Here is a 25,523-nt window from a genome sequence, read left to right as displayed (position 1 = left end):
GTTTGTCGTAAAGGAAAATTATGAAAAGAAGCTTTGATGTTATCGGGGCGCCATTTAACCACTTGGCTTGTGTTACCACCAAGCAAAATAGTGTCGATGGACTTCGCTCTGGTGGCAGGCAGTCATGGCTAGGGCTTAGCCAATGGACCGCGCTAAGAAACCAGAACTGGGCTTGCGACATTGAAGATTGTGGGGATGTAGCGGTTGATTCTGCGGTATTAGCCTTACTGGAGTCTGGCGCTAAACTCGAAGCGCTCAACCAATATTGTTGTGCTTTAAGTGCTAGGCTGATGAAGAGTTATCATGCTGGCCGCACTCCTATAACTATTGGTGGAGATCACTCGATTGCGGTTGCCACGCTGCAAGCTACCATGGATTATTATCAGAAGCAGCGGGGTAAAAAGGTGGCGGTAATCTGGGTTGATGCCCATGCAGACTGCAATAATAGCCTAGATAGTCATCTACATGGCAAACCTTTAGCTATGTTAATGAACCAATATTCCCATCATGGCTGGTCTATTGACTCTGCGCTCGCAGTAAAACCAGAAAATGTTTTTTATATCGGTGTACGAGACTTAATGCCTAACGAATACCGACTGATTAGTGATTTAAAAATGACTAACTATGATATTAGCCACATCGATAATTTGGGTATTAATGTAGTTATTCAAAAGCTTATGGCTCAGTTAGAGACTGACTTTGACCATATATATTTGTCTTTTGATTACGATGTATTAGATGGCAGTATTTTTCGAGCATGTGCTACCCCCAATGTTGGAGGTTTGAGTGCCCGTGAGGCCTTACATCTTGTTTCTGCTTTATCTTCAAGTCATAAATTTGTCGGGGCTGATTTTGTTGAATACTTGCCTGAACTTGATCATAACGGCGTATCTCAAGAACTTATGGTGAAGCTAATAGATGCAGTGTGGGGCTTTAGAACTTAACAAAGCTTGGCATATCAATCTGCCAAGCTGAGTATTGCTTTCCAAGGTGACTACTTGCTTGTTAGCCTTGGTTTAAGTCTTTATCTTTCCAAAACTTTGTTCCTTTAATTGTTGCCTCTAAAGATAGGCCTGCTTCGGTCATTTGATATATTTCAACGTCACCTATAGCGCCTTCTGATTCAGCTGAGCCACCTTTGTCACCCGCTTTTGCTGAAGCGTCGGCTTGTGCGCCAAATAACCAACCAGATTCAACAAACTTGTCATATGATTCGCGGGTTTTAAAAACCATGAGCGCTCTAAAATCTTTAACGCCGGCACCAAAACCTACGCCAGCTTCGCCCATCTTCATATAGGTGCGTTTGCCTGAGACATTATCTATAGCTACCCCATGACCGCCGCCAGCTGAGATAACAAACAGGTTGATGCCAGCGTTACTGAATACAGCATAACCAACTGAGCCACTAATTTTACCGGCTAGTTCAGCATTTTCTTTTTTAAAGTCGGCCAAGCTCTGCTGCACCATTTGGTTTGATTCGGCGCGTTCTTCTGCCGCACTTTTTGCTAATGCAGGGAAACTAATAGTGATGTTTAGCAGGGCGATAGCGAAAATTGCAGTTAATGATTTTGTCATTGGTTTTCCTAAGTAGGTGCTGCATTACAAGGCAGCATAATCAACAATGTGAAATACAACTCGGCCTTTCAACTTGCTGCTATTTTAAGCTTTACAGCTAATAAAATTGACATTTTACGAATAAGCGTGACACTTAGTGTATCTGTTCACGGATTGGATTTGTTTTGCAACAGTACCTATTTCAGTTAGCTGCGCTTAAATCGATAGTTGAATTAGCAGAGCTGCAAGGTTTAGATAAACACCGCTTATTAGCTGCTGCAGATATCTCACCCAGTGTGCTACGCCGCGATAGCGGATTAGTGAATCAATTGAACATTGCCAAATTTTTCACTGCGGTAGATCACTACGGTGAACAACCTTTAGGCAGCGCTTGTTGCGGTTTAACCCTAGCGTTGAGAAAGCAAGGCGCAGTGGCTGTAGCAATACAACATATGCCAAATTTAGCAGCGATGGTACTTATGCTTCAGGCCTTTTTAAATGCGCAATCTAGCGGCACATGTTTAAGCTTGAGTGAGCAAGGCGATCTAGTGCGGGTAGAGTTTTCATTAAAGTTTGCCGATCAATTAAATTGTGATGCTATGTATAGGGCTATGCTGTGTAATTTGTTTTCTACCTTTAAGCAATTACTTGGTGACTCATGGCACCCCAGAGAGCTTTGGTTGGACCATCCCTTTAGTCACGCCAATGAGCTGTCTGACTTACTTAAATGCCCGTTAAAAACCCAAATGCCCAGCAATGGAATTGTGTTTGATAAGCGCTGGTCACATGTTACTGGTGCTCAAGTATTTCCTATAAGCCGTGAGTTAAGTAAGCAAAATGCGGCAGCCATAGATCGTTTAGACAATATCGAAGACTTAATTTACCAACTGTTACCGGCGCTTATTTATGACGGCCGTACCAGCATAGAGCAAGTCGCAGAGTTATTTGGGGTACAAGTGCGGGTGCTACAAAAGCGCTTAAAAGCTAAAGACACCCGCTATTCGAGTTTGTTAGAGGACGCTAGGAAAACCATGGCAATTGATTATTTGCTCGATAGCCAACTATCAATTAGTGATATTTCATTGCAGTTAGGCTATCGAGAACCCGCCATATTTATTCGCTGTTTTAAGAAGTGGTTTAAGCAAACACCATTGCAGTGGCGTAAAATTGCAAGGGCCAATTAAGTTTAGTTATTTTTGTATTATGTTTTTTAATAATTACCAATTTGGTGCATAAAGCTAGCGTTTATCGCTTTATTTTGGTGAGTGTCATCGTCTAAATTCTGCTTGTTGCTTGAAATGCATGGCTTTTATATTTGGCACGCTAAATGCGACACTGATCACGAAAAGGGTGTTTTGAACTTAAATACCCCCCTAATCAGTAGCCAAAGGACAAACATCATGAAAACGTTTATTACTTGGTTTGTGGCATGCTCGAGTTTAATCTTGAGTGTTGTTTTTCAAGTACAAGCAAACACCGAACTAAGCGCTAGTAATTCATCGTTAAATGGTTGGTGTGCCAGTCTTAGAAAGCAGCAAAGTTGTTTGAATTTACATCTACAATTGGCTGAGAATGGCCGCGCAGATTCGGCTTATTGGGTTGCTAAGGCAAATGCTAGAGGCACCTTTGAAGACGCTGACTTCACTAAAGCAGCTGATTACTATCAGTTTGCGAGCAACCAACAACACCCTGATGCAAGTCGAGAATTGGGTTTATTGCATTACCATGGAGTGATTGGCCAACGTGACTTTGTTAAAGCGCAGGGCCTATTTGAACAAGCCGTTGCGCAAGGCAACGCTGAAGGAATATGGGCACTGGCAAGGATGTATCATTATGGTCGTGGCGTAGAGCAAAGCTACCAAAAGGCTTTTGAACTATTTACTTTAGCAGCAGAGCTGGGCTCTAAACCTGCGGCGAGTACCTTAGCTTATTACTACAAAGTGGGTTTGGCGACCGAGGTCAACCCCCGTTTGGCTAGCTATTGGGGTAATAAAGCCCGTGTTAAACGCCTAGTGACATGGAATCGCTCTATTCCCGATTATCGCTAAACCGATACCGCGTTCAAACAAGCCAGCATCGATTGATGCTGGCTTGTTGGTTATTAACGCTAGACATAAATTAAACATCAATTGTTCATCACATTGCAACCTTGGCCACTTTAACTAGAGAGCGAGTAATTTAGCTCGATAAATTAAAGATAAAGGATGCTTGCCAATGAAATTCACCCGCTTGGTTTTGTTACTATGCCCACGCCCTGCTACGGTCACCTTCTTTGATAACTGCGTTAAATAACCACTATATGCATAAACATGTTACTGCTAATGCTGATTAGCAGTAACTTTGTGATCTTGATAGCACTATTTTCAATTTTCCCTGCTAAGTTGATTCATCGCAATGAAGTAATTATTCACTATTTTCCATAGGCCTTAGTGTGGTAGCTTTGCGCCGGTTGTCTTTTTTGGTCATTAGGCAACGGTTAACAAAGGAAAATAAATAATGAAAAAATCACTCTATTGCTTAGTGGGTATTAGTGCATCGATGTTAGTCGCTTGCAGCAATACCAACGACGCACCTGTAAACTCATCTGAAACCTCTGCGATTGTGTGTTCTGGCTCTTGTGGCCAAGAGCAGTTTGATCTTGCCCAACAACTTCATACTGGTGATGGAGTCGAGCAGAATTATGATGCAGCTTTAGCCGCTTACTTAAAGGCTGCTAATTTAGGCAACGTACCTGCAATGACTCAAGCCGCGGTGTTATATAGCGAAGGCTTAACAAACCAAGGCGTTAACAAAGAAGCAGCGCTTCAGTGGTTAACCATGGCGGCTAAGCAACAAGATGGCGAAGCCCAGTTTTTATTGGCTGAGCATTATTGGAGCGAGCAAGATTATGGTCAGGCAGAGTTTTGGTATAATCAAGCTGCCTTGAATAAGCATAAAGAAGCGGCTTATCTGTTAGGTCTTTACTATTTTGAAGGCACTAATATGGAAGAAGACCCTGAGCAGGCTTATGTCTGGATGTCGATTGCGGCGTTGTTAGGTCACAGTAATGCACCTGGAGATCGTGATTTTCTAATTGGAGAAGAACTCGATATGACCCAAAAGAAAGCTGCTTGGGCAGAAGTCGCTAGACTCATCGAAACGATGGGCATTGAAGTGCCTTGGTAGGGGATGGTTAGTGTCATATTGACAATACTGACTGGTTAAAAAATACGGTGAGTGAACCGGGAATTTGGTAAGTTTGTGTACTAAGTAACCTGGTTTACTCGTTGTTATCTACTGATTGCCCCCGCTGGTTAACACTTCTGCTATACATTTATTTGCACTGCTTCGCTAATGAGTACTTCAGCGCTAAAGCCTGCTGTTATACTTATCTTTAATGAACCTTAAACTTGCCATTTTCCAACTTGAGATAGATACTAAAACTAATTGATAATTAAGATTAAATTAATGGATGTTGTTGTTATTCGTTTATCCATTCATGATTTCCAATTAAGAAGCATAGTATGCAAGCACCAGATACACCGGTTAACGAAGCGAGTAGGCTACAAACACTTAAACAATTAGATGTTTTAGATACTCAGCCAGAAGAACGTTTTGATCGTATTACTCGTATGGCAAAGCGCTTATTTAAGGTGCCTATTGCCTTAGTCAGCTTGGTTGATGAAAATCGCCAGTGGTTTAAATCCTGCTTTGGCGTTGATGCCACTGAAACGCCACGCGATATTTCATTTTGCGGGCATGCCATATTAGATAATACTACCTTCCAAATTCGCGATGCGCTTGAAGATAAGCGCTTTGCAGATAACCCATTAGTCACTGGTTACCCCTATATTCGCTTCTATGCTGGCCATCCTTTAAAGGCACCCAATGGCGATAAGTTAGGCACTTTATGCATCATCGATACTGAACCGAAAAGTCTCGACGCTGATGATTTATTAGCGCTGAGCGATTTAGCCGCAATGGTTGAACAAGAGTTAGCCGTTTTGCACTTAGCGGGTACCGATGAGCTAACCGCTATCTCGAATCGTCGTGGTTTTATGCAACTGGCCAAATACTCATTTGCTATGTGTAAACGACAACAGCTTCCCTTGGCCTTGGCTTATTTCGACTTAGATGCGTTTAAGCCGATTAATGATCAGTATGGGCATGCTGAAGGCGATAAAGCCCTAAAGTTGGTGGCAGAACAGATGCGACTTTCGTTGCGAGATTCTGATTTATTTGGTCGCTTAGGTGGAGATGAGTTTGCGGTATTGTTTACCAATACCCGTTTAGATCAAGCCAAAGAGGTGTTAGCTCGTTTTGCTGACGAGTTAAGCCAAACAGTGGCTGAGTTGAATGTAGAGTATTCTTTAAATTTTAGCTATGGCCTAGTGGATGTAGATTTTGAGCAGCAGTCATCGATGGACTGTGTTATCGAAGACGCTGATCAAATAATGTATCAGCATAAAAAGAGTAAGCGCTAAGATTTAGTATTTAATTAAGTGTAATCGCCGCCATGGGGGGAGCAGCTTCTGGTTGTCGAAAATAATGTAGGGCGCGTATCGCTGCATACACATTTTGGCAGCAGAGCGATAACAGGGCGGTGTGTTAATTATTAATAGCAACTGGCCGGGCAATAAGGCTTGTTGGTAATTAATTAAAGTGTGGTTTTCTTGGTTGAAGGCCACCATACCGGCTAGCCAAGCAGTAACGAGGCTCAGTAGCACTCCAATAATAACAATACTCAATATATTTAGAGAAATTAAGCCGCTTAACCATAGCCCTGCGATACAAATTGCTGTTGCAATCAACCCAAATAGGGCACCTAACAAACATTTTCTTACTATATCTGCTTGTTCAATAAAGGCTGTAGCATGCAATTGATGGGTGCTTACTTGCGCCTCGATATGAGACACAAATTTTATTTGTTTCAGGTCTAAGCCTAGTTCAAGCAAACATTTCTGTATCGCTTGTGCTGGCTGGTGGCTGTTTAGTAAATAATGAAGCTGGTGCATGCATTGCTCCAGTTAAATTTAACCCGTACATATCTTAACGTAGTCGCTGATTGATAGGATCACTTCGCCATTGAGTTATTTTGTATCAGCTTTGTGAGTGACTTGGCTGATTACTGACGCATATGCTTGTAATTTCAGCGCTAGAACGGCGTGTCCAAAGGCCGCGTTTCCGTAAATCAGAAGTGCTCTACAATTCAGGTTGTATTGTTTGTTCTTTTTGCTCACTACATTAAGGCTAAGCCAGTGGGCTTAGCCTTTTTAAGATTACCGTTTACTGCTCGCTTAACGCTTATGGGCAATCATAAGGAAAGCCTTGTTGATCGGTAAAAGACCAAGCTTCAACATTAATATGGTTAAAGTTATTACACATATCTGCCAACGGATAGGCCATTTCCAAATAACTGAAACTTCCCACATCGGCGCTGCCACTCAGAGTGAAGCTATCTTGTGACAGAATGCTAGTTTTACGGGTAAATAGGCTGCCAGTGATAACCATGTTGGCGCTATCAATACTACTGTCCATGGCGTAAACGTTAGTAAGGTAACTGTTTTCAGCCCATAGTGCTGATTTGCCTCTTAGTTCTAAATCAGTTATTGGTGAACCTTGGGTTCCTAATACGTCAACATCAACGCTGCCACCAGTTTCAATATTCACTTTGCTTGTGATGACGGTAGCGCCTATCAGTGATGAGCCCGCACCTACGTAGACTAAAGGACCGCTAAGCTGGTTCTCTACTGCGAGAGCAGCATTGGCAAACAAATCTACTTCATTAGTGACACTTAAATCGTAAACTTGTCCACCCGTTCCGGTGCCCATGTTTAAAGTATCGAGGCTGAGCGTGCCTTGACCTAAGTTTTTAAATCCTGAGGCATTTAATACTGTCATTTGAGCGCTACTAAGATTGGTGTATTCCATACTACTGGCAGTGTCTAATACAATGTCTTGGGCTTTTCCTATTGGTGAGAAGAAAAATAAACGAGAAGATAAGCTTGCTACGAAGCGCTGTCCTTCTACGCTGTCGTTATACACGATGGAAGAAGTTCCGGTAGACAAAAACTCACTGTTTACTGGGTAGCTATTATTTTCGAAGTAAACCGCGCTGCCAGAGTCGATAAAGGCAACACGATCGTCGTTAGCCTTACCTAAGATGTTAACCCCTTTGACGACCACATCTTGCTTACCAACGACTTTAATCATGCCTGCCACTTCGCCGCCCTGCAGCATAATGCTGTCGCGGGTGATTTGCAGTTCGCCGTTGTCATCGGCCGCGCAGGTACCGCTTAAGTTCAAGGTTATCCAACGTTGGCTGCTATCGGGCTCAGCAAAGTAATCAAGCAAGGCATCATCATCATCACTACAGTTGATCGCTATTTCGCTAAAACCGTTGTTAGGAGAAGATGAAAGGCTTAAGTTTTTGAGATACAAAAAGTTATCGTTCATTTCACTGGCTTTGATCGTTCCGCCAGCTTGAAAGGTGACAAGTTCGCTTGGTTCAGCAGCGGCCAAGGCGAAGCTGCTGTTAAAAAATAAAGCGCTGGCAATGATGGTAAGTGTGGTGTTTAGTTTATTCATTATTTGTTCCTTAAATTTTGAATTATTCTCGACTACTGCCATAGGGCTTGGTCAAATTTGGCACTATCAAAACTAGCTACTTCGGGCTCTACGCTGTCACAGACATCTCCAATACCATCGCCATCAGTATCAAGCTGGTTGGCGTTGGCCTGTTGCGGGCAGTTGTCGCTATTGTCTCCAACACCGTCATTATCAGCGTCGGTGCTTTCATTGGCATCGTTAGGGAAGGCATCCGCGTTGTCACCTATGCCGTCGTCATCACTATCTTTGGTTTCGCTGGCATCATTGGGGAAGGCATCCGAGTTGTCACCTATGCCGTCGTCATCACTATCTTTGGTTTCGCTGGCGTCATTGGGGAAGGCATCCGCGTTGTCACCTATACCGTCGTCATCGCTGTCTTTGGTTTCGCTGGCGTCATTGGGGAAGGCGTCTGCGTTGTCACCCAATTGGTCACCATCACTGTCTTTGGTTTCGCTGGCGTCATTGGGGAAGGCGTCTGCGTTGTCACCGACTAAATCTCCATCGCTGTCTTTGGTTTCGCTGGCGTCATTGGGGAAGGCGTCTGCGTTGTCACCGACTAAATCTCCATCGCTGTCTTTGGTTTCGCTGGCGTCATTGGGGAAGGCATCAGCGTTGTCACCGACTAAATCTCCATCGCTGTCTTTGGTTTCGCTAGGGTCACTGGGGAAGGCGTCTGCGTTGTCACCCAATTGGTCACCATCACTGTCTTTGGTTTCGCTAGGGTCATTGGGGAAGGCGTCTGCGTTGTCACCCAATTGGTCACCATCGCTGTCTTTGGTTTCGCTAGGGTCGTTAGGGAAGGCATCAGCGTTGTCACCGACTTGGTCACCATCACTGTCTTTGGTTTCGCTAGGGTCATTGGGGAAGGCGTCTGCGTTGTCACCCAATCGGTCACCATCACTGTCTTTGGTTTCGCTAGGGTCATTGGGGAAGGCGTCTGCGTTGTCACCCAATCGGTCACCATCACTGTCTTTAGTTTCGCTGGCGTCATTGGGGAAGGCATCAGCGTTGTCACCGACTTGGTCACCATCGCTGTCTTTAGTTTCGCTGGCGTCATTGGCGAAGGCATCAGCGTTGTCACCGACTTGGTCACCATCGCTGTCTTTGGTTTCGCTGGCGTCATTAGGGAAGGCATCAGCGTTGTCACCGACTTGGTCACCATCACTGTCTTTGGTTTCGCTAGGGTCATTAGGGAAGGCATCAGCATTGTCGCCTACTTCATCACCATCACTATCGGCGCTTTCATCAGCGTTATGCGGGAAGGCATCTTCGTTATCATTTACTCCATCATTGTCGTCATCCTCGTCGTCGGTAACTTTAATAATTTGTCCATCTTGCACAATGACCGTTTCATCCTCAGCCACATCAGCCAGTATGTCTTTAACATCGTTAAACTGTTCGGCGACGGTCTCTGGCTGGGCTGCTTCTGCTGCGCTAGCAGGCATGAGTTCAGCGGCTACCAGCAAGCCAGCTAATTGGGCAAGATCTGCTTGTTGATTGGCGATAAAGTCACCGAGTAGCACGGTATCTTCTTCTAGCCCTAGATCATTGGCTATTGTTTGACTCGCTTGACTTAGGCTTAAGCTTTCATCGTTGCGCATCGTGATATGCACAAGTGTAGAAAGGGGCGTTACTTCGGTTTGGCCAGCCGGAGCAGACATCATGTAACTGCTAGTAATTGCAGTATCGGGTTGATCTTCATCGATAGTTTGTCCAGCAATTGCTCGTACCACCACAGGGATGTCGTCAAGATTGCTTACGCCGGTAATATTGAGTTCTGCTGTACCGCCAGGGCCACTTATGGCACTAGGTTCTCCATCGTCTTTTACAAAATTTTGATTTAAATCGAGCCATATTTCAGCTTGCTGTAAATAGCCGTCGATAGCGGTAACTTCAAGTGTAAGCGGACCTACTGGCTGCTCGGGATCGCTCCCACCACAAGCACTCAGGCCTACCGCCATCCCAACCGCTAAGGCGAGAGGATGAAATTTTTTCATAATTGTCCCTTTACGAAGTAAGTTTGCCAAAGCAGGAAGCTTGGCGATTACAGGGTAGGACATACTCACAGAGCGTTTCATCCCCCATATAGGTGATGAAAACCTTAAAAAAACATAAAACTTGATTCAGATCAGTTGCCTAGGGAAATGACTACGCGGAAGCGGGTACATAGTTAAGAGGCTTGTGCTTTAATGGTATGTACACTGTATTAGGGATGGGAAATGTTAAAAGCGTCTTTAATTCAATCACCATTAATTGAGCATCGTCATCGAGCGGTGTTCTGTGTTAACTCACTGAGTGGGCTGGCTGACGCTTTATTAAAGAAAGTGGCGATTGAAGGTGTAGTGCTGTTGGTGTTGGATCAGACTGGCTTACCTATTTTTAACTACAGTAGGGGCTTTACTGAACAGCAGTTACTGTGTTACCAGCAGCATCGCGCTGATGATGTTTATATAAACGACTATCTACAACAGCCTTCATTGTGGGGCTCTCTCCAATACTTGCAGCAACGTTTGCCTCTGAGAAAGATTGATAACCCGGTATTTCTTGAGGTGATTTATCCCTCAGTGAGTTTTAATCATACCCTTTCTGGTTTTCGCTCCTTGGCTTATGGTCACCGCTTGCTATTGAGTTGTCATCGAGAACATCGGTTTTCGGTCAACGAGCAATACGATATGCAAAGTCTTTTTTCATTGTTGACGGATTGGGCAAACCAGCAATTGAGTCTTTACCATATGCAGCAAAGTTTGCTTAGATGCCGTGATGTTAATGTCGCAATGGAAGCGCTCACCGAGACCGAATGGCAAGTGTTACTGCTGCTTATCGAGGGCTACGATGGGGCCGAAATAGCTTGCTTGCGGAATAAGTCGAAAGAAACAATACGTAGTCAGATTAAGTCTTTATTGCGTAAAACGGGCTCACGTAATCAAAATCAACTGATCGCTCGTTACTTTACCGAACCTCATTTATTTCAAGGTTAATCAGGATATTATAGTGTTTTTATTTGATAGCAGATAGCGACTAGAGAGCGAGAGTTGTGTCTAAGTTGTTGCTTATGATGAGGAGGATTTTCATCAATTTATTTAGATCTTAACTCTCACTGAGAGGGTCTGCACTTATAGGGTTAAGTTAATGAGGCAAAAACCATATCGCAGATGTATTGCTGGTTGTTAAAAAAGTAATGTTAATGGGTTAAAGCTTGTTTTTGTTATTTGGCTTTGTAGCTTTCTTTACGATTATGCTGAAACCAAAATCTTTTACGACCTGTTGAACGAGCCATAATTGTCCTTATTGTTAATATCAGCGAGAAGACACCACAATATTGGGTACTTAAAGTGTGAGTTTAAGTGCTGATGCTTACGCTAAATGAATGTATTTATATGATATAACGAAGAGAATAAGAATCGCAGCGACATATACTAGAAGTAGATGTTTGAAATGGTTATATTTTCGCAGATACGGTATAAATGTGGTTAGTGAAAAATACGAGTAAGTAACGCAAATGGTGATTACACCATTTGCGCCTACTTTTGAAATTAAAGCGCTGTTACGTTAGCCGCTTGAGGACCTTTTTGGCCCTGCTCTACTTCAAAAGATACTTTTTGGCCTTCAGCTAAAGTTTTGAAACCTTCAGAAGCGATAGCACGGAAGTGAACAAATACGTCTGCACCGCCATTGTCTTGAGTAATGAAACCAAAACCTTTATCTTCGTTAAACCATTTTACTAGACCAGTTGTTTTATTAGACATTTTTGTGTCCCTTATATATTAATTAATAAATATTTCGCGATAATGCGATGCGCTCAAGCTTGAATTATTTAATGTGACGATAAAGCTAAGGGAAACACTAAGGATAACAACAATAACGAAGAGATTCTGAGGCTTTACTTTTACTTTTGGTTCACTAATAACTCTGAATTACAGAGCGAGATAGATACTACCTTAGTACTTCAAATTGTAAAGGTTTATTTTTAATTAACTTAACATTTAGCAAGCCACTGAATAGAGCAGCCGGTAATGGCTGCTCTGGGAGTAAAGCAAAAGGTGTAATGCGTGTTACTTGTGCCTAGTGAAGCGATTAATCTTCTCTGCTCATTAAGCGAACATCATCAAACAAACCTTCGCTGTTTGAGCTTGGGGTAGCCAAGTAAGTTAAGCTAAATTCATCGAGACGTACTTCCAACTCATCATCGGTGAATTGCTCACTGGCGTAGATTTCAGGATCGCTATTGCTGGTATCTATTTGCATAAACGCGAACACTTCAAGTGTGGTGTTGTCTGCTGAATTAAACGCTAACTCCACTTGTTTAAAGCAGGTTTTGACCGAACCTTGTGGAGCGTCATCCAAATCGCTAACATGAGAAAATGCTTCAGCGATTATTATGCCCGAGTCATCTTTTACCCCATAATGTAGGGTACTTAATGAGTCATCACCTTTGTTATCACAGTAGTAAAGTGAGTAGGACATGTTGGTATTGCTGGGTATATTAGCAACGGTTTGTGATAGGCCTGGGGTCGCGGTGAAGTCGTGGTTGCTGGCCGATGCCTTGAAACGAACTCGGGCAGAACCGCTAGATGATGAGCCTGTGTCAGTAAAGGCTGAATCCCCCGAGCTACCTACATCGCCTAAGCCCTCTGAATCACCTTCATGCTGCACCCAAACATTACTACTGCCACTATTGCTGCGAAATTCGCCTAAGTTGCCGTCTTCCAGATCGGTGGCCGTAGTCACGTGCTCAGGCAAGCTTAATATTAGCGTGCCGCTAGTACTATCACCAGAATTAAACTCGGCGCTTACCCAAGTATAATCACTGCTTGATTCCACACCTGATAGTTTTACCAAGTCGCCAATGGCCAGTTGATAACTGCCTTTAACGAAGGCTGATACAACATATGGCGTGTCGGTGCTTAAAGCTATGCTTTGACTCAAGCTACTCGCACCAGTTAATTTTGCGCTAGCACCACGTGAAAATGCATCAGTACCCGTTACTATTTCAGCGCCGCTGGTGGTCCAGTTAGCTAAGCCCTCATCAAACGCTGGGTTGTCTACATCAACTTCAAGCATAATGGCTTCAGGTTTGTTAAGACGATAGCTATTTGGACCTACATCAGCGTAATTAAGCGCTTGTAAGGCAACCTCGCTATCTAGTGCTTCATCAGCCCCAGCGCTGCTGACACCAGAACGAGTTTGACCGTCCATGTCGATACTCGGTGCGCTAAAATCACCGTTGTCGTAATCGCTTACTGCACTGATATCCGGTGTAGAATCTGAAGGGCGATACAAATTATCACTGCCGATTGCTAAGTTTGCACTATAGAATTCTATGCCTTCGGTACCCAGTGAGACTTGGTCATCATCAGAGAACGTTTGTCCATAAAAAATATTACCGGCTAGGCTTGAGTCGGGCATTATGCCGTTTTCTGCCTGAACGATGACAGGCCCAATTCCATGGTCAATCAGGTTATTGACTAAGTACACTTCTTTAGGCTGGTTCGATTTATTGCCACCATCAATATTTAAACTGTTAACGCTGTCTACGATGGTGTTATTGGCGATGTATACATTTTCAACTTGTTGGTAGCCGTTATCACCATCACCTGCACCGTCATAACCGAGTAAAACAATCCCCCCATGGTGGCTGGTGTTTTTATAACGGGCACTTTCAATATAGTTATTGGTAATGGTGTGGCCGTCATCAACAATTCTTAATCCTCCTGCAAAAGGGTAATCTTCACTAAGAATAAAGTTATTGCTGATGGTATTGGTATTACCATGACGGTTGGTTAATGAGCCGTAACTATTGCGAATAGTATTGTAAGCGATGACGTTGTTAGAGCCTTTGTTAGAAATAACTTCAGCTTCACCTTGGATCCGTTCGAAAACGTTTCGAACAATAAATGAGTTACCAGGGTAGTGGTGGGTGGCACTTAAGCCTGTTCTTATGGCTTCATAATCATTGTCGCTACTGCTAGCGTACATCTTATTGTCGGCAGGTGGGCGGTTAGCAATGTAGTTATTATAGACCACGATACCTTGAGCGAGTTCTGCTAGTTGAGTCTCTTCATCCCATGATTCATCTACCCAGCGGTTGAATGAAATCATGGGGTTAGCCACAGTTTTGCCACTAATAACGCTGTGATCTAACCAAATATCTTTACCATAAATATGTACTAAAATACCGTAATCATCTTGGGCTACAGCATTCAAAATGCTGATTTCGCTGATGCGACAATCAGAACACAAATCGTTAGTGCCAAAGCGAGTGGCAATTAAGTTACTGCCATATTCTACGCCATCAAAAATAAGTCCTTGCAGCTGGCTGTAGCTACCGCCCATGTTAATTGCGACTTCACCGCCTTTTAAAATAGCTTTCCCTGGGTTTTCTGCAGCAATTTTAATGGGCTTATCTGCGGTGCCAGAGCCACCAAATGTGACTTGGAAATCGCCGCTGTATTCACCATCTGCTAGGCAAAGCGTGGTACCTGCGTCCATTTCTGTAGACGTAGCGTCTGCGAGGCCTGATAGTGAATCGAATACTTGGCTACAGTTGATATCTTCAGTGCTTAAAACACCGTCAGGCAAACCGAAGCTAGGCTCACCTGAAGGATCCACTGGGTCTACAGGGTCTACAGGGTCTACAGGGTCAATAGGATTTGTTGTATCTGTACTACTGCTATTACATCCAACGAGAATTAAACCCAAAACTAGGGCTAGGCAGGTTTTACGGTACATAGAATGTCCTTTTCATTGTTAAATTTTTCAAGCGATAAATAAAACAGGGATATCTTACGTAAAAAACTGCGTAAAAAAGTGATCGTATTAATATAATTTAATAATACATATTAAGAGCGGGGAATTTAGGGGTATTTGTGGTTTCGATCAAACTAGGGCGAGACTTTCGTAGCTGATTTACTCTTGAGTATCATTTGTTTTTTTAGCTAAATGTAGAGGTGTTTAATGGTCATAAAGAGCAGTATCAAATAGGCGATACTGCTCTTTTGTATTACATGTATTAGTCTAGGCTAACTAATTGCTCTTCGTATTTATCATGTGTTTTTTGAACTGATGCTTCGGCACCGCCCGTGGCTTTACTGACAACAATAATGGCAATGCTTGCCAAGATGAAACCGGGAACAATTTCGTAAATGTCGAACAAACCCCCACTGAGTTGCTTCCAAACTACGACGGTGACTCCGCCTAACACCACCCCAGCCAAGGCCCCATTGCGATTCATATCTTTCCAGAACAAACTGAGCAATAAAGCAGGGCCAAAGGCTGCGCCAAAACCTGCCCAAGCATAAGACACTAAACCCAGCACCGAGCTTTCGGGGTTCATGGCCAATACCAGTGCCACAATCGATAAGGCCACCACCGCAAAACGTCCGATACGTACTATTTCTTGCTGGCTCGCTTGTGGACGGAAAACTTGTTTGTAAAAGTCTTCGGCAAGTGCTGACGATGAAACTAATAGTTGCGAATCGGCGGTGCTCATAATGGCGGCTAAGATCGCAGCCAGCAGGATACCAGCAATCACCGGGTGGAAGATGGCATTAACCAATAACATAAAAATGGTTTCGCCATCTTTTATGTTGCCACCTAAGTGAGAGTCAACGTATACCGTGCCCACCAAACCAATAAGTAATGCGCCTGCCATAGATAGGGCGGTCCAACTAACAGCAATGCGACGAGCAGTACCGATGTCTTTGTTGCTACGGGTGGCCTGAAAACGCGCCAGAATATGTGGTTGACCAAAATACCCCAAGCCCCAAGCCACCAAGGATATGATTGCAATTGCACTTAAAGGTTCGCCTTTAACATCGGTCCATAGGTTTAAAAGCTCAGGGTTTTTCAGCGTAAGGGCTTGGCTTAAATCGCCAAAAGAACCTTCCATTGCCGCAATTGGTACAATCATTAGCGCGGCTGACATTAACAAACCTTGCACTAAATCGGTCCATGATACTGCCAAGAAACCACCAAATAAGGTATATGAGACCACACATACGGTGCCTACTATGACAGCTGTGCTGTAGTCTAAACCGAATACAGTTTCGAATAATTTACCGCCAGCGACTAAGCCTGAACTGGTATAAAACAAGAAAAATAACAAGATGAAAAAGGCCGAAATTGACTGCAGTAGTTTTGATTTGTCTTCAAAACGGCGTGCCAAAAACTCAGGGATGGTAAGCGCGTTATCCACCACTATAGAGTAGGTGCGTAGGCGTTTGGCACAAATCAGCCAGTTTAACCAGGTACCGACTAGCAGACCGCCCGCTAGCCAAAATGATTCAATGCCGGCTGCGTAGGCGTAACCAGGTAAACCGAGTAGCAACCAGCCACTCATGTCTGATGCGCCAGCAGATAAGGCGGCTGGCCATGGACCTAATGTGCGCCCTCCTAAGAAGTAGTCTTCTGAACTGGAGGTGCGTTTATAGGCATAAATGCCAATTGATAGCATAACGATGAGATAGGCTATAAATGTGGCACTGATAGCAAAGCTATTTTCAATCATTCCTTTTTCCTTTTTTTGCTACTTTGAGCATTTTGGGTTTTATCGGTGTTAATCGCCGCTGCCTAGCTCTAGCAGACTAGCGTTACCGCCAACGGCGGTAATATTTATGGTTCGAGTGCGTTCAGTAATAAACCGCAAACAAAATGTCGCTTCACTCAAATGAGCAAAATTGAGTAAATCGGTTTCGTATACTAGCTGAGCTAGTTGTCCATCTCGCTCGGCCAATAACTGGTTATAGTGCTGGCAAGTTGTTTGGCTAGCCGCCAATGCAATGCCTGCAAGTTGGGGCTGCATGGCTAGTTGCTCACTGGCGTCAGCATCCAATTGGATAGCCACTCGGTCAGGGCAGCCTGCTCTTAACAGCTCACAGAGCAATATATCGAGGTCGGCCTTGGCACTTGGCGCAACACTGCAAATAATGGTATTGCCTGCCACTAGTGCGGCACTTATTAGCCCTGCAATGGCTACCGTATTTGCGGTTTCATCGGCGTGTATTAAAAAGGTACCTCGTCCAACACAATACAGCTCGTTGGTCTCGCCCGTTGGCCCTTGCAGTTGATGCTGCTTAGCGATAATCCTTGATGCTTGTTGGCATTGAAAGCGGATCATACTGGCACTTGCTGCAAAGTGCTCTGCGCGTTTTACTATTCGTTGTGCCCATCGTTCAAGAAGTTGGGCTCGTTGCGTAACACTTTGCTGCTGCCAATCTTCTAATAAGGAAAGGCTTTGGCTTAGTACTTCCATTGGCATAGTCATTTTATTGCACCTCGCTGGCTAGTGTTGGGGTGACGACAGCAATGGCGAAGCGATATAAATAATGGGGCCCGCCTGCTTTAGGGCCTGTGCCTGAAAGGCCTTGTCCACCAAAGGGTTGTACGCCAACTACCGCACCTACCTGGTCACGATTGATGTAGCAATTACCGACACGAGCACGCCGCTCAATGTGTTGATAAGTGCTTTCATTACGACTATGCACGCCTAAGGTTAACCCAAATCCACTTTGATTAATTTGATCAATCACCCTATCAAGTTGATTTGCTTGGTATTTAATCACATGAAGGATGGGGCCAAAGTGTTCTTGGTCGAGTTGCTCAATGCTGGTTATCTCAAATGCACTGGGTGCCACATAGGTTCCGCTGTTACATGAGGGCGATAACTCCACTTGATAAATCGGCTGGGCATGCTGTTGTAACCATTCGACATGGGCCAGTAATTTTTGCTGGGCGGCTAAATCAATCACTGGGCCAACATCAGTACTCAAACGTTCAGGGTTACCAATGCTTAGCTCTGCCATTGCGCCTTGAATAAGCTGCAGTATTCGCTCGGCAATATCTTGTTGTACATACAACACTCTTAAGGCTGAGCAACGCTGACCCGCTGATGCAAACGCTGAGCGAATAACATCTCGGACTACCTGCTCGGGTAGCGCGGTGCTATCAACTATCATGGCATTTTGCCCACCAGTTTCGGCAATAAATGGCACTGGCATAGCATCGCGTTTGGCTAGCAAACGATTTATTTTTTGCGCTGTAGGGGTAGATCCAGTAAAGGCCACACCAGCAATCCGAGGATCTGCGCTTAAGGCTTCGCCGAGCTGCGCTCCGCTGCCTAATACAAGTTGAATAGCATTGCTAGGTAAGCCTGTTTCCAGCAGCAGCTCAATGCAACGTGTGGCAATTAATGAGCTTTGTTCGGCAGGTTTCGCGACTACCGTATTACCGGCAACCAGCGCTGCTGATATTTGGCCAATAAAAATGGCTAAAGGGAAGTTCCATGGGCTAATGCATACAAATACGCCGCGCCCCCTGTATTGGGTCGCTTGAGGGTGGCCGTTAAAACTTAACTGCTCAGTGGCTTGACCAAAATTCGTAATGGCTTGCTGCGAGTAATAACGTAAAAAATCTACAGCTTCACGGATTTCATCAATACTATCTAAAACCGTTTTACCCGCTTCTCGGTGGCATAGGGCAACCAGCTCGTGGCGATGTTGTTCTAGTTTATCGGCCAGTGCTAGCAAGTACGCAGCACGTTGGTTTACGTCGGTATCACGCCAGCTAGGGTAGGCTTGCTCAGCAAAGCTAATGGCTTGTTTAGCTTGCTCGGCGTTAGCCCATTGCACGGTGCCCACCCTGAGTTGAGTATCATAAGGGGCATGGATTTGATGTAGCTCCCCACACTGTGCTTGGCCACCAATAATTGCTTGAGCATGCCAAAGGTGTTGCCCCAAAAATTGACTCACTTGCTGCTCAAAGGGCAGCCATTCGCTTTCAATATCGCTAGCGACACCCATTGAATTAAGGCGCTGTTCGCCGAATAAATGTGGAGGCGTAACAATCCGTGGATTGTGTAGGCAAGGGCGGGTGCGTAATTGATTAACTGGGTGTAGCGTTAAATCAGTCACCGGGCATCGAGCATCAACCAAGCGATGAACAAAGGAGCTATTGGCGCCATTTTCTAATAAACGACGTACTAAGTAAGGCAATAGATCTTGATGACTACCCACTGGTGCGTAAATTCGAATATCGGTATCTAACAACTCTTTTACATGGTGATACAAGGCATCGCCCATACCGTGCAAACGCTGGAATTCGTAATCATTATGGTTAGCCATCGCGGCGATTGCGGCTATGGTTTGCGCATTGTGGCTGGCAAATTGCGGAAAGATCAGGCCACGAATGTGTTCACTTAACAGCAAGCGTGCACAAGCCAAATAACTGACGTCAGTGGCTTCTTTTCGAGTATATACAGGGTAGGCGTGGTGGCCATGTTGCTGAGCCAATTTAAGCTCGGTATCCCAGTAAGCGCCTTTTACGAGACGCATTGGAATGATATCGCCTTGTTTTTTTGCTAAGGCCGCTAACCACGCTATAACTGGCAAAGCCCGTTTGGAATAAGCTTGTACCACTAAGCCAAATTTGCCCCAGCCCTTAAGTGCAGAATGCTGATATAACTTAGCAAACAGTTTCAGCGAAATTTCTAAGCGGTCGGCTTCTTCAGCATCAATGGTAATTGCAACATCTTGTTGGCGAGCATGAACTAATAGTGCGAGTAAGGTGTTAAACATTTCATTGATTACCCGCGCTTGATTGGCTGCTTCATAGCGAGGGTGTAAGGCTGACAATTTAATTGATACCGATGGCGCAAGACTTGCGTTAGATGCTTGTGGCTTATCAGTGGCGACTTGGCTAATAGCTTGGTGGTAATCGTTATAATACTTAAGCGCATCTTCAGCGGTAAGTGCCGATTCACCCAGCATATCAAATGAATAGCTAAAGCCTCGGCTGCGTGGTGTCTCGCCATTTTTCAGCGCTTCTTGAATATTGCGACCTAAGACAAATTGATGACCCATTATCTTCATTGCTTGGTGCATCGCTTGGCGAATTACGGGCTCAGAAAATTTGTTGACCAGTCGATTTAGCAACTTACTTGGCTGGCCCGCTTCTGGTTGATCTAAGCTAACCACTTTACCGGTTAGCATTAAGCCCCACGTCGAAGCATTAACAAATAACGAGTCAGAGTTTTTAAGGTGAGACTTCCAATCGGCCACGCTCATTTTGTCACGAATTAGGGCATCTGCCGTGGCGGTATCCGGCACACGCATCAAAGCTTCGGCCAAGCACATTAGTAAGATGCCTTCGCGAGTATCTAAGCTGTATTCCAACAGCAGGGCATCAATCATTTGTATCGCATTTTTATCGGATCGCACTCGTTCAATTAGCTGAGTCGCTAAACCCGTAGATTGGCTGAGTTCTTTTTCGCTGGGTTCAGCTAAAGGTAATAACTGATTTAGCCAAGTCGATTCGTCAATGCAATAAAGTGGCGAGATATACCGCCAAAGCTGTTCCTGTGGCTGATCAATAAAGCTAGCTTGCGTCATGAAATGAGCGTCGAGTTGCGGGGTGTTCAGCATGCTATGTCCTCGTTTTTCATCCTCTGCGAGGGACAGGGGATGTTACGGCTTTGTTATTAAGTGACCGATTGTAGAGTGCTTTACCTTTGGCGTATTTCGAAAAGCTCCGAAGTTTTTTAGAAACTCTCTGCCGATTAACACTTGTTCCAGCAAAGATTTAACAATCGACCGAATAATGACTTAGGTCGCTAAGCTACAGTAAGTGTAGTAAGTAACAGCAATGAACAGGGGGGATACAAATTATTGGTGCAGCTTATGGGTATTAACTGTTATTGCGTTTATAGCGCGCGGGAGACTGACCGAAAAAGGCACTAAAAGCGCTAGTAAAGCTACTTTGACTGGCAAAGCCACAGCTGTCGGAAATTTGCTGTAGGCTCAGCTTTTCCTCGCTAAGTAACTGTTTGGCCAATTCAAAGCGTTTACGTAACACGTATTGATGAGGGGTTATGCCATTTTGTTGGCCAAATAAACGGTAAAATTGGCTTTCGGCCAAGTAAACTGCACCCGCCAATTGCGCGACACTGATTTTTTGATGCAGGTGCTGATGAATGTAACGATCAATGCTATCCATTTGTAAGCGCAGCGTTCGTTGCGGTTTTGCTTGCGCCAACTGGTTTTGCAGCACACACACCAACGTATGGGCACAGGCTTCACCCAATAGTTGCTCTTGCGGCTGGCTTAGGATCTCATGACACAGTGCCCCGATGAGTATTTGAGATTGATTGGTAAGTTGAAAATAAGCTTTTCTTTCAAATAGTTGATTTACTTTATCTTGAAGGCCTTGTTCGGTGTTTAGCGGCAAGTTGACCACTAAAATTTGGTTGCGCCCTAAACCAGTAAAGGCATGCTCGGAGCTCGCTGGCACCAGACAGCCTTGGCCTGGGCCCACTAAATTACCTTGGCCTTGAATGTCGAATTCGGTTTGCCCCTGCAGCCCGATCACCACCTGATAGTAGTTGTGACTATGGTGGTGTGATTGGCTAGGTAACGCTAATACTTGAGCTAAGCTGGATGATGGATTCATATCTTTTTGATTAGCAATAACAAATAGATTTAAATGACAATATAACAGTCACGATTGAAGTCTTGAGCTAGTAGAGAGCTTGTTAATAGTGAATTATTTTACATGGTGTGTCAATTTTGTTATTAAAAGTTTGCAGGGCGTCTGGCTGTCAGTAACAAAAAAAACTCTAAAACAGAAAATATCAGATTATTTGCTAGGCTTATCAATAACTCATGGAGTGATTTATTGACGAAAGGAAGCAAGCTAAATGAGGTATGCCTTAAGCCTACTGTTTCAAAATCGGTCAGCAATTGATGTATTGCTTTCTTCTACCTTTATTAACCTACTTTCTTTAGCCTTACCTTTTGCTATGTTGCAAATTTACGACCGTATTTTGCCTAATCAAGGTTATGGTACTGCGAGTATCTTAATGTTGGGAGTGGCGGTAGCTATTCTGTTGGAGTTGGTATTACGCTATGTTCGTAGTTGGTTGCTAGCTTCTGCCGCGGCTAACTTCGAATTACATACTACTATTTCTGCGGTGAAAGCCTTGTTAGCCGCCAGCTACGGGCCAGTGGCTAAATTAGGCAGAGGTGGCATATTTAATGGCTTGAGCTCGATTGCTGGAATGCGAGACCTCTATTCTGGTCAAGCTGCTTTAGCGGTAATCGATTTTCCTTTTGTTATCATTTTTTTAGCCTTAGTTGCCTATATTGGCGGAACTTTGGTGTTTATACCTATTGCTGTTTGGGGCTTAATTAGCTTGGTTGTAGTGCTGATAGGAAAGCAATTAGCACAAGCAACCGAAGATTTAGCCCTCAGTGAAGCCGAACGCTCTCGTTTATTAATCAATGTGCTTTCTGGTTTAACTACGACTAAAGCTTTGGCTTTGGAAAATGGTATTTCTGCTTATTACCGCGAAATAAATTTCAAGCGTTTACAAAATCAACAGCGGGTAGATTGGTTATCCGCAAAATTACAGGAGCTAATTCAAGGTGCATCGCAAGGCACTACCTTGGTATTGGTATTGCTTGGCTGTTTATTAGTGCTAGACGGAGAGCTTACCACGGGGGGACTGGCAGCATGCTCAATTTTAGCCGGGAGGGCGGTTGCCCCTTTAAGTGCCATTATCAGTTTACGCTCTCGAATGGTAACGGCTAAGTCGGCTATGTCGCAGGTTAAGCAACTTATTGACTTAGAGAACGAGCAATTTACCGGAGAGCATCATTATCAGCAAAAACTGCCTAGTGGACCAATCGAGTTTTCGAAATTATCGGCGCAGTCCTCTGGGGCTTTGTTAAAAGCATGCCAATTCACCATACCAGCAAAAAGCCTCGTTGCGATTCAATCAAACCCTCTGACTAATGCCAGCTTAATGCTTAGCTTACTGGCGGGGTTTCATCAGGCTAGCGAAGGAGAGCTGAGTATTGCCGGCGTTGAGTTGAGGCTGCATGATAGTGATGAGTATCGACAGTCTGTGGTTTATTTGGCGCCTTGGCCAACCTTGTTTGCCGGTAGTTTACTCGAAAATATGACCCTGTTTAGGCCTGAACTAGAAGCAAAGGCAATGGTGGTGGCAGATGAGCTTGGTTTAAGTGCCGCTATCGCTTTATTGCCAGCAGGTTACCAAACTCGGGTTGGCGATAGTGGTAATCAAATGCTTAATAAAGGCGCCATTAAGTTAATCGCATTAGTCCGAGCGCTCGCTCAACAACCCTCTATTTTGTTACTTGATGAGCCGATGTTATCACTAGATGCCGATGCTCAGCAGCGGTTATTGGCGCTGTTGAATAAGGAAAAGCAGGCGATGACCGTACTTATCGCCTCCCATTTTGAGGATGTGAAACAACACTGTGATGTGCTGGTGAGTATCGATAAAAATGGTGCGGTGAGTGCGGTTGTACAAGCTGAGGGGGCTTAATATGAATAATCAAGTGAATGATTTGAAACCTCTTCTTGTTCAGCTGTTACAGCAGTTGGGTTTATACTCTCAAGCCAACAATGTGGCTGAAGACCCCCGCCAACAACACATAGATGTAGTGGCTTTTGTTGAGTCGCTTAAAAAGTATCACATTGGCTATTCAGTGCATCGGCATATCCCTTCATTGGTCGCTCAAGCCGCTCACCCTTTTGTACTGATATCTGAGCGACAAGCACCGATGCTGTTGCGTCGTCATGGCGAAGTGTTAGAGCAGTTTGAACAGCAGTGGCAGCCATGTGATTCAAGCATATTAAGTGATGATGTCCATTTAATTATGATTGAACAATTACCGCTGCAAGGTTCGTCGGCTAAAGCTTTTGCCGCGCAACTCAGTAAACGCAGTAAGTGGTATAGGCCGGTATTTTGGCTGAGTTTGTTGTCTAGCCTTACAGGTTTGGCGGTGCCTTTATTTACCATGGCCGTTTACGACAGAGTGATTGGCGGGCAGACCCCCGAAGTATTACCCAGTATCGCGCTGGGAGCAGCATTGGCCTTAAGTATTTTAGTGGCGGCTCGGTTAATTCGCGCCAAAGTGATGTCGTCGGCTAGTAACCGTATGGCTAGAGACCTATCAGAACTCACCTTCCAGCGCTTGTTAAGTATGCCTTTAACGGTGTTATCGCGAGTGGGTATTTCTAATCATATTGCTCGTATGCGCAACGCTGAAAAAGTAAGAACGGTGCTATCGGGGCCTGCGGCAGGAGGGTTAATTGATTTACCGTTTACTATTATAGCCTTGGCAGCGATTACCTTGCTAAGTGGGTGGTTAGTCCTGGTGCCTCTGGTTATGTTGGTGGTGTTTTATTTGGTGATGCGGTTGATGCGGGGGTATATACAAAGTGCTTCTCCTACAGTGTCCAGTGAATACCAAAACGTACTCAACGAATTATCTAAAAACCTATTGCAGTTAAAAGCTGCTGGCCACGTTGATGCTTGGACGACTAAATTTGCGCGACTGTGCCGGGAAAATAGTCGACAAAACTTCCGCTATGCAGCTCGCAATGGACTGATGGCGGCAGTGGCACATGCTTTGAGCTTAAGCACTGCCTTGGTTACCGTTTTTTGTGGCATTTTTTTGGTATTGAACCAAAGCATTTCGGCTGGCGCGTTAATTGCTTGTGTCATGTTAATTTGGCGCATTACTGGCCCCGCACAACTGGCCTTTAGCTCTTCACAAAAGTTCACCTTGTTACAAAACGCTGCCGAACAGTTTGACCGTTTCATGCAGGTTCAAACTGAAAATAGTGCATTGCGGCTAGACGTAGCAGATACCAATAAGCCACCTAGCTTGTCTTTTCAGCATCTTACTCTGCGGTATACCGCAGAGATGGAGCCCGCCTTGTCAGGTGTGGCGGCTGATATCGAAAGCGGAGAGTTAGTGGCGATAATTGGCCCTAATGGCTGCGGTAAAACCTCTTTGTTGCTATCGGCAATAGGAGTGATTGAAGCACAAGCTGGTTATGTTGCTTTAAACGGTAAAAATATTCGCCAATATGACCCAGAGTTATTACGAAGCTGGGTGGGATTTTGTCCCGCTGAACCTGACTTGTTCCCAGGTACTTTAGCTGAAAACTTAAGAGTGGCGCGAGCTGACGCCAGCGACCAACAACTGATTGATGCTTTGATAGCTGCTGGTGGTCAAGCCTTGTTTGATTCGTTAGATCAGCAACTGGATACGCAGATTGTTGGCGGGGATAGCGCAATGCTATCGGCAGTGGAAGGCAGCTATATCAGTTTAGCTAGATCATTGTTAAAGCAATCCACGTTCTTAGTTATGGACGAACCCTTAGCCAATCGAAACCCTCATGCTAGGCTGCAATTTATTTCTACGTTAAAAGCCTTAAAGGGGAAAGCCACCGTATTATTTAGTAGCCACGACCAAGAGTTAATTAAACTGGCCGATAAAGTCATTATTTTAGATAAAGGTGCTGCGGTATACGTTGGCCCAATCCCTCAACAAAATGCCGAAGCGGAGCAGTAA

Annotated in this window: 18 protein-coding genes; 8 read left to right on the top strand and 10 right to left on the bottom strand. The window is 44.5% G+C overall.

All coding sequences use genetic code 11. The annotated features are described in order from the left end of the window. The first annotated feature begins 20 nt into the window (after window positions 1–20). Window positions 21–944 carry an arginase family protein gene (locus M0C34_RS13585; RefSeq protein WP_248712225.1) on the top strand — a complete coding sequence of 308 codons (924 nt, stop codon included), beginning with the start codon at window positions 21–23 and terminating at the stop codon, window positions 942–944. A gap of 61 nt (window positions 945–1,005) precedes the next feature. On the opposite strand, the gene M0C34_RS13580 is transcribed toward M0C34_RS13585, so the two are convergent. Beyond that, window positions 1,006–1,575, bottom strand: a complete 570-nt coding sequence (locus tag M0C34_RS13580) for a lipid-binding SYLF domain-containing protein (RefSeq protein WP_248712224.1) — start codon at window positions 1,573–1,575, stop codon at window positions 1,006–1,008. A gap of 164 nt (window positions 1,576–1,739) precedes the next feature. On the opposite strand from M0C34_RS13580, the gene M0C34_RS13575 reads away from it, so the two are divergent. The 4 genes from M0C34_RS13575 to M0C34_RS13560 all read left to right on the top strand — a co-directional run bounded on the left by M0C34_RS13575 (window position 1,740) and on the right by M0C34_RS13560 (window position 6,017). Beyond that, window positions 1,740–2,738: an AraC family transcriptional regulator gene (locus tag M0C34_RS13575; RefSeq protein WP_248712223.1), complete on the top strand. Its 999-nt coding sequence runs from the start codon at window positions 1,740–1,742 to the stop codon at window positions 2,736–2,738. Between the two features lie 216 nt (window positions 2,739–2,954). Continuing rightward, window positions 2,955–3,602 (top strand): tetratricopeptide repeat protein, encoded by a 648-nt coding sequence (locus M0C34_RS13570; RefSeq protein ID WP_248712222.1) that lies wholly within the window; start codon window positions 2,955–2,957, stop codon window positions 3,600–3,602. A 448-nt stretch (window positions 3,603–4,050) separates the two neighbouring features. After that, the gene (locus M0C34_RS13565; RefSeq protein WP_248712221.1) at window positions 4,051–4,719 is read left to right on the top strand and encodes a tetratricopeptide repeat protein; all 669 of its coding nucleotides are present in this window, start codon (window positions 4,051–4,053) and stop codon (window positions 4,717–4,719) included. A gap of 338 nt (window positions 4,720–5,057) precedes the next feature. Then, entirely contained in the window at window positions 5,058–6,017 is a 960-nt protein-coding gene (locus tag M0C34_RS13560) for a sensor domain-containing diguanylate cyclase (RefSeq protein WP_248712220.1), read from the top strand. 3 nt (window positions 6,018–6,020) lie between these two features. Here M0C34_RS13560 and M0C34_RS13555 read toward each other — a convergent pair whose 3' ends face one another. From M0C34_RS13555 to M0C34_RS13545, 3 genes are all read right to left on the bottom strand, one after another. Further along, a complete protein-coding gene (locus M0C34_RS13555; protein ID WP_248712219.1) occupies window positions 6,021–6,548 on the bottom strand; it encodes a hypothetical protein in 528 nt (175 codons plus the stop codon). Between the two features lie 289 nt (window positions 6,549–6,837). After that, window positions 6,838–8,121 carry a hypothetical protein gene (locus M0C34_RS13550; protein ID WP_248712218.1) on the bottom strand — a complete coding sequence of 428 codons (1,284 nt, stop codon included), beginning with the start codon at window positions 8,119–8,121 and terminating at the stop codon, window positions 6,838–6,840. A 32-nt stretch (window positions 8,122–8,153) separates the two neighbouring features. Further along, a complete protein-coding gene (locus M0C34_RS13545) occupies window positions 8,154–10,139 on the bottom strand; it encodes a thrombospondin type 3 repeat-containing protein (protein ID WP_248712217.1) in 1,986 nt (661 codons plus the stop codon). Window positions 10,140–10,361: 222 nt separating this feature from the next. On the opposite strand from M0C34_RS13545, the gene M0C34_RS13540 reads away from it, so the two are divergent. After that, window positions 10,362–11,120 (top strand): helix-turn-helix transcriptional regulator, encoded by a 759-nt coding sequence (locus M0C34_RS13540; protein ID WP_248712216.1) that lies wholly within the window; start codon window positions 10,362–10,364, stop codon window positions 11,118–11,120. 555 nt (window positions 11,121–11,675) lie between these two features. On the opposite strand, the gene cspE is transcribed toward M0C34_RS13540, so the two are convergent. The 6 genes from cspE to M0C34_RS13510 all read right to left on the bottom strand — a co-directional run bounded on the left by cspE (window position 11,676) and on the right by M0C34_RS13510 (window position 21,582). Then, window positions 11,676–11,888, bottom strand: coding sequence for a transcription antiterminator/RNA stability regulator CspE (cspE, locus tag M0C34_RS13535; RefSeq protein WP_248712215.1), 213 nt, complete (start codon window positions 11,886–11,888; stop codon window positions 11,676–11,678). A gap of 328 nt (window positions 11,889–12,216) precedes the next feature. Beyond that, window positions 12,217–14,871 (bottom strand): polysaccharide lyase 6 family protein, encoded by a 2,655-nt coding sequence (locus M0C34_RS13530; RefSeq protein ID WP_248712214.1) that lies wholly within the window; start codon window positions 14,869–14,871, stop codon window positions 12,217–12,219. A gap of 280 nt (window positions 14,872–15,151) precedes the next feature. After that, the gene (putP, locus tag M0C34_RS13525; protein ID WP_248712213.1) at window positions 15,152–16,648 is read right to left on the bottom strand and encodes a sodium/proline symporter PutP; all 1,497 of its coding nucleotides are present in this window, start codon (window positions 16,646–16,648) and stop codon (window positions 15,152–15,154) included. 48 nt (window positions 16,649–16,696) lie between these two features. Next, window positions 16,697–17,404, bottom strand: a complete 708-nt coding sequence (locus M0C34_RS13520; RefSeq protein ID WP_248712212.1) for an aldehyde dehydrogenase family protein — start codon at window positions 17,402–17,404, stop codon at window positions 16,697–16,699. A 1-nt stretch (window position 17,405) separates the two neighbouring features. After that, the gene (gene putA / locus M0C34_RS13515; RefSeq protein ID WP_248712211.1) at window positions 17,406–20,558 is read right to left on the bottom strand and encodes a bifunctional proline dehydrogenase/L-glutamate gamma-semialdehyde dehydrogenase PutA; all 3,153 of its coding nucleotides are present in this window, start codon (window positions 20,556–20,558) and stop codon (window positions 17,406–17,408) included. Between the two features lie 262 nt (window positions 20,559–20,820). Beyond that, window positions 20,821–21,582 (bottom strand): helix-turn-helix domain-containing protein, encoded by a 762-nt coding sequence (locus M0C34_RS13510; protein ID WP_248712210.1) that lies wholly within the window; start codon window positions 21,580–21,582, stop codon window positions 20,821–20,823. 247 nt (window positions 21,583–21,829) lie between these two features. On the opposite strand from M0C34_RS13510, the gene M0C34_RS13505 reads away from it, so the two are divergent. Both M0C34_RS13505 and M0C34_RS13500 read left to right on the top strand, forming a co-directional pair. Further along, the gene (locus M0C34_RS13505; RefSeq protein ID WP_248712209.1) at window positions 21,830–23,482 is read left to right on the top strand and encodes an ABC transporter transmembrane domain-containing protein; all 1,653 of its coding nucleotides are present in this window, start codon (window positions 21,830–21,832) and stop codon (window positions 23,480–23,482) included. A gap of 1 nt (window position 23,483) precedes the next feature. Next, a complete protein-coding gene (locus M0C34_RS13500; RefSeq protein WP_248712208.1) occupies window positions 23,484–25,523 on the top strand; it encodes an ATP-binding cassette domain-containing protein in 2,040 nt (679 codons plus the stop codon).

Source organism: Agarivorans sp. TSD2052, assembly GCF_023238625.1.
Lineage (GTDB): Bacteria > Pseudomonadota > Gammaproteobacteria > Enterobacterales > Celerinatantimonadaceae > Agarivorans.
Note: the sequence above shows the minus strand (reverse complement) of the source record. Positions and strands in the feature narration are given on the sequence as shown.